5 protein-coding genes are annotated in these 5,905 nt (G+C 70.5%); 2 read left to right on the top strand and 3 right to left on the bottom strand.

Features of this window, described 5'->3' with window-relative positions; translation table 11 throughout:
• Window positions 1-166 precede the first annotated feature (166 nt).
• Window positions 167-1,075, top strand: coding sequence for a tetratricopeptide repeat protein (locus G4D87_RS32360; protein ID WP_371928635.1), 909 nt, complete (start codon window positions 167-169; stop codon window positions 1,073-1,075).
• A gap of 88 nt (window positions 1,076-1,163) precedes the next feature.
• Window positions 1,164-1,676, top strand: a complete 513-nt coding sequence (locus tag G4D87_RS32355) for a hypothetical protein (protein WP_205507800.1) — start codon at window positions 1,164-1,166, stop codon at window positions 1,674-1,676.
• Window position 1,677: 1 nt separating this feature from the next.
• Here the strand turns inward: G4D87_RS32355 and G4D87_RS32350 are convergent, their stop codons facing one another.
• The 3 genes from G4D87_RS32350 to G4D87_RS32340 are packed head-to-tail and all read right to left on the bottom strand — an operon-like array spanning window position 1,678 to window position 5,768.
• Complete coding sequence (locus tag G4D87_RS32350; RefSeq protein WP_240358783.1) at window positions 1,678-3,288, bottom strand: carboxypeptidase regulatory-like domain-containing protein; 1,611 nt, start codon at window positions 3,286-3,288, stop codon at window positions 1,678-1,680.
• Entirely contained in the window at window positions 3,285-3,857 is a 573-nt protein-coding gene (locus G4D87_RS32345) for a hypothetical protein (protein WP_163786545.1), read from the bottom strand. Before G4D87_RS32345 ends, G4D87_RS32350 begins: the two co-directional genes overlap by 4 nt.
• An 18-nt stretch (window positions 3,858-3,875) precedes the next feature.
• Window positions 3,876-5,768: a sigma 54-interacting transcriptional regulator gene (locus G4D87_RS32340; RefSeq protein ID WP_163786544.1), complete on the bottom strand. Its 1,893-nt coding sequence runs from the start codon at window positions 5,766-5,768 to the stop codon at window positions 3,876-3,878.
• Window positions 5,769-5,905 lie beyond the last annotated feature (137 nt).

The raw sequence follows: 5,905 nt of genomic DNA, 5'->3' as shown, positions 1-5,905 counted from the left end.
AGCGGGCGCTGTCGCCCTTCTTCTGGGAAATGCATGGGCTCCGCAGCGCTGTTCCGCTGCGGAAATTATCGCCGCATGACCGGGAGAACTCCTTACGATGCGCGAATCGGCCGAGATCATTTCCGGGCCTAGGAAGATGTCCATGCCAGACCAGCCGAAAACGGATGTGGAAAAGGAGCTCACGGACCTGCGCCGTGAGATCGTCGAGGCACGCAACCTCGTCATCAAGAGCGACAACCTGCTCAAGAACCTCCATGCGGAGGTGAAGGCGGTTGGCAAGCGCCACGAAGATTTCCAGAAGCGCCAGTGGCTGTCGTCCGCGGTGGCCTACGTGCTGTTCGCGGTCATCTCCGTGGGCGCCGCGCTGATGATCACCAGCGCGCGCAGCTCCAGCGCCACCAACGAGAAGGAGCGCCTGGAGAAGACGGTCGCCGACCTCTCCGGCCAGCTGGAGAAGCAGCGCGCGGACACCGCGGCGCACCAGGCGGTCCAGCAGGAGGCGAACAAGGTCTACAAGATGATGACCAGCCTGCCCGGCGACGAGCGCCTCAAGGGCATTGACGCGCTGGTGAAGCTGGACACGTCGCGGCTGAGCACCCTGGAGCGCCAGGCCCTCAATGACCGCGCCGGCGTGCTGCGCCGGGAGACGGGCGACGCCGCGTTCGAGCAGGGGAAGATCGCCTTCCGCAAGAACGAGATGGACGGCGTCATCTCCAACATGGAGCGGTTCCTGGCCATGAACCCGCCGCAGGACCAGGCGCTGGACGCGTCCTTCTTCCTGGGCACGGCCTACAACAACACCCGCAACCACGAGAAGGCCGTGCCGCTGCTCGCCCGCTTCGTGGACGGTGACCGCAAGTCGAAGACGCGCGACTACGCCATGTTGCTGCTGGCGCACTCCTACCAGGAGGTCGGCCAGTACGATAAGGCGCTGGAAATCGCCCGTGACGCGGCGGGCGCCTACCTGAACAGCCAGTACCAGTCGCAGTTCCGGGGCCGCATCGCCACGGTGAAGCGCCTGATGAACCCGGCGCCCGCGGCTCCGGCCCAGGCGACCAGCCAGCCCGGCCAGTAGCCCCCGGGGGCCCGGCGCCCCATCCACCGGACGGTGGACACACGGAAGCGTTGCCACGCGGGGTCCACGGTCATAAGACGTGGGCCCCGTGTCCGCTCCCGACCCCCGGAAAGATCCCCGCTACCGCCGCTTTCGTGGTGCCGCGTATGGGATTTACATCCTCCTCACCACGCTGTTCTCGCTGTGGCTCATCTGGAGTGTCGGCCGCTCCGTGTCGGCCATGACGCCGGAGAAGCTGCCGCCCGCCCCCGTGACGCTCACGTTCCGCGAGTGCCTGGACGGCGCCCGGGCCCTGTGGACGGAGCTGGAGAGCGGGCGCGAGAAGCTGGTGAACGTGTCGCCCGCCAAGAGCGTCGACCAGGAGTGGATGCGCTTCCGCACCGCGTGGCTGCGGCAGCTCCGCGTCCGGGAGTCCGAATGCGCGCTCGACGCGCGTGATCGCGCCCCCCTGCGCGAGGTGTTCCGCCGCCTGGTGCGCGTGCAGGACCTCTACGCCATCCACGCGGTGCAGTACGCGGGAGAGGTGGGCGGCGCGGTGGATTCGCTGCACGAGGCCCTGGGCGCCGCGGGCCGCAACCCCGGCGCCGGCCGGCTGCCCTGAGTCAGCGCACCGGCAGCAGGGCGGTGTAGCGGCCCAGGTGGTCCGACACCGTCTGCGACAGCAGCACCGGGGACGGGCGCCCTCCCAGGTCCGCCACCCGGTAGAAGCGCACGGAGGCGTAGGGCGAGGGCGCGCCGGCCTCCGTCACCAGGCCCCGCACCGTGCGGCCGCGCTGGAGCGGGAAGGTGGCCAGCACCTGCTCGGACGCGTCGTCGCCGGGGAGCACGGTGATGACGCGGCTGACCCGGGGCAGGTTCTCCGTGGGGATGAAGTCCACGCGGTAGATGCCCGGGTCCAACCCCAGGCGGAAGGCGCCCGTGTCGTCCGTGGTGCCCAGGGACTCGCCGCCCGCCGGGGGCCGTGGCCAGCCCGGCACCGGTCCCACGGGATCCGCCAGCACCCTCACGCCCAGCGCCGGGGAGGTGTTGTCCGTCTGGAGAATCGTCCCCCGGATGATGCGCCGGTCCGGGCACACGACGTCCGGCAGCACCGCGCCGGTGCGAGGCACCTCCACCGACTGCACCGTCAGGCCCGCGGTGGAGCCTGACGGCGGCACCACCACCAGGGACAGGGTGCCGCCCGGCCCCGAGGGGAGCGTCTCCACCGTGAAGCGGCCCTCCCCGTCGGTGACGACCAGGGGCCCCTGGTACGTGCCGCCGCCTCCCACGGGTCCCCGTAGGGACACCGAGGCCCGCGCCACCGGCCGGCCGTCCCGCCCCAGGATGCGGCCGGACACCGGGACGGGCTCGCCATAGTCGCCCAGCTCCAGCGGCGCGGTGAGTGGCTCGCGGGGATCCACGGTGAACGTCTTCTGCGGCACCCACGCGTCGCCCGCCGCCGTCACGCGCACCAGGAGGCTGGTGCGCTGCGAGGCCTCCAGCGGCAGGGCCAGGGAGAAGTCGCCCGAGCCGCGCGCCACCGGCACGCGCTGGGACAGGGGCGTCAGGTCCGCGTCCAGCGCCTGGACCTGCAGCGCGGCATCCACGGGCTGCGCGCCCTGGCGCACCACCTGGCCATCCAGCCGGGCCACCTGGTTGGGGGAGGGCAGCACCAGCTGCAGGGGCACGGCGCCGCCGGGCGACACGGTGGCGGCGCCGCGCACCGGCGGCAGCCCCAGGTCCACCGGCTCCAACGTCACCGTGTACGTCCCGGTCCCCACGGGCAGCTCCCAGGCGCCGTTGAGGGGGACCAGGTCGGCCGTGAAGAGGCGCGCCACGCCCGGCAGCAGCGCGCTCTCCCCGCGGGCGGTGAGGTGCAGCGGCTCGTTGTAGGGATGCGGGGCGCTGCCCCCGGGCGTGGTGGCGCGCACGGTGCTGCCCTGGACCGTGGCGGGCCCGAACAGCGCCAGGTTCAGCTCCGGCCGGATGGCGTCCACCGGGAAGTCCTGCGCGTGCAGGCCGTCATGGGGGTTGGGCGTCACCTCCACCACGATGTCCCGGCCCGGGTCGCCGCACCCGTCGGGGAAGCACACCTCGTTGGAGGCACAGTCGCTGTCCGCGCGGCACACCAGCTGGCTGGGGTCCGGCGCATCCTCCAGCAGCACGCAGCCGGGGCCAGACAGGCCGACCAGGACGGTCCACGCGAGCCACCGCGGCGGCCGCTGGCGCCTCACCGGCAGTCTCCCTGGACGGTGTTGACCACCCACGAATAGGTGACGACGAAGCCCGGGTTGTCGAGCGTGGTGCCGTCCGGCAACTGCACCGGCCGGGGCCGCACCACGCGGTCCACCAGCTCCGCGTCGCTCACCAGCGCCTCCACCAGGTGGGGGCCGGGCGTGCCCAGCGGGTTGTTGGCGGACGCGAGGCTGATGAGCAGCGTGCCCCGGTCCGAGCGCCGGGGCTCGCGGGTGCTGGCCAGCTCATATTGGCGGTAGGGGCCGCGCGGATCCTCCGGGTTGTAGTCCACGTACCAGTGCACGACGATGCGGTCGTCCACGTCCGGGTCCTCGACGGCCACCTCGAAGGTGAGGTCGCAGCCGTCCGCGCCGAAGTCCGGGATGAAGCGCTGCTGGGGCGCGACCAGGCTGTCGATGATGCGCGGCGGCCGGTTCATGAACTCCGGCACGGCGTCCAGCAGCGTGTCGTCCTGGGGGATGAGGCAGCCGGACGCGGCGCAGCCCGTGGCCAGCAGCAGCCACAGCTCGCGTCTCCAGGCGTGTCGCCGCGTCGTGGCTTCCATCATCACGGACGGGCCGCTCCCCTAGAGCAGCTCGTCTCCCTCCTCGGGCGGCAGCGGCCGGCCCGACTTCTCCGCTTCCAGCTTCTCCAGATGCCGGAAGATGGTGCGCGGGTCCACTCCCAGGTCCTTGGCCGTCTTGGTGCGGTTCCCGTTGTTCCGGGCCAGCACCTCGTTGATGTAACGCTTCTGGAACTCCTCCTTGGCCTGGAGCAGCGGCATGATGGGCTCCAGGTTCTCCGGCTTCAGGTCCAGGTCATCCGGCCCCAGCAGCGGCTTGTCCGCGAGCACCACGGCCTTCTTGAGCCGGTTCTCCAGCTCGCGGATGTTGCCCGGCCAGCCGTACTTGCGCATGGACACGGTGGCGGAGGGGGTGAAGCCGCGGGCCTTGGAGCTGAACTCGCGGGCGTACTTCTGGAGGAAGAAGCGGCCCAGCACCACCACGTCCTCGCCGCGCTCGCGCAGCGGCGGCAGCTTCAGCGTGACGACGTTGAGGCGGTAGTAGAGGTCCTCGCGGAAGGTGTTCTTCTTCACCTCGTCCTCGAGCACCTTGTTGGTGGCCGCCACCACGCGGATGTCCACCGGCTCGCCGCGGTTGTCGCCGACCTTGTAGACAATCTTCTCCTGGAGCGCGCGCAGCAGCTTCACCTGGAGCTGCAGGGGCATCTCACCGATTTCGTCCAGGAAGAGCGTGCCGCCGATGGCCGCCTGGAACTTGCCGGCCTTGGTGGCCACCGCGCCGGTGAAGGCGCCCTTCACGTGGCCGAACAGCTCGCTCTCCAGCAGGTTCTCCGGAATCGCGCCGCAGTTGATGGTGATGAAGGGGCCCTTCGCGCGCGGCGAGCGGCGGTGGATCTCCCGGGCGATGAGCTCCTTGCCGGTGCCCGTCTCGCCGGTGATGAGCACGGAGATGTCCGTGGGGGCAATCTTGTCGATGCGCTTGTACACGTCCCGCATGCCCTGGCACGCGCCGACGATGTCGCCATAGCGCTGGTCCTCCAGCTTGCGGCGCAGCTCGGTGTTGTCGAGCTTGAGGTCGCTCACCAGCATCGCGTTCTGGAGGATGAGCGACGCCTGCGCCGCGAAGATGGTGAGCATGTCCGCGCTCTTGGGCTCGAACCGGTTCACCAGCCTGTCGTTGCCCACGTAGAGGACGCCGAAGAGGTCGCCCTTCTGCATCAGCGGCACGCACATGACGGAGTGGACGCGCAGGTTCACCACCGACTCGCTCTTGTTGAACTCCGGCGAGTCCAGCGCGTCCGCGACGATGAGCGCCTTCTGCTCCTTCACCACCTTGGCGATGATGGAGTCGGAGATCTTGTCCTTCTCCACCGCGTCCTCGATGTTCTCCCGGGACACGTTGCGCGCCACCTTCACGCGCGGCTCCCCGTTCTCCATCAGGATGAGGAAGCCCTTGTCGGCGCGCGTCACCTCGATGGCCTCGTCCATCAGGCCCTCCAGGAGGCGCTCCACGTCATAGAGCCCCAGCAGCCGCTCGCTGAACGCGGTGAGCCGGCGCAAGAGCAGCAGCTCGCGGCCGGGGACGCCGGGCAGCTCCGAGGTGTGTGAGTCCGGATTGGACGTGTGCACCAGCTCGCGCGGCGCGGGCATGGGCGGAGGTGGGGCGCGGGGGGCGTCGTCCCGGGCGAAGATCAGCTCGGTGTGGCCCACGCGGACCACGTCGCCGGTGGAGAGCGCATGGGCGTCGCGCTTCTTGCCGTTGACGTGGAAGGTGGCGCCCAGGCTGCCCACCTCGTAGCGCGTGCCGTCGAAGGTGACGTGCAGGGCGCTGGAGGGCACGGAGGTGTCCTCCAGCGGGATGTCGTTGTCCGGGCCCCGGCCAATGCTGGTGAGGCGCTTGTGCAGGGAGACGGCGCGGACCTTGCCATCGGGGGTGCGGACGGTGAGGCTGGCCATGGCTTCACGTACCTGGAGGGAGTCTCCGTCAAAAGGAGAGGGTGAGACCGGCGCCGAGTCCGCCGGGGGTCGGGTAGAGGCCCACGCGCGTGTACGTCTTCGGTGCCGTCGCGCGGGCGGAAGGGGGACGGGAGGAC

The organism is Myxococcus vastator (assembly GCF_010894475.1).
Classification (GTDB): Bacteria; Myxococcota; Myxococcia; order Myxococcales; family Myxococcaceae; genus Myxococcus; species Myxococcus vastator.
The sequence above is the reverse complement of the archived record's forward strand: the minus strand, read 5'-3'. Positions and strand labels throughout refer to the sequence as shown.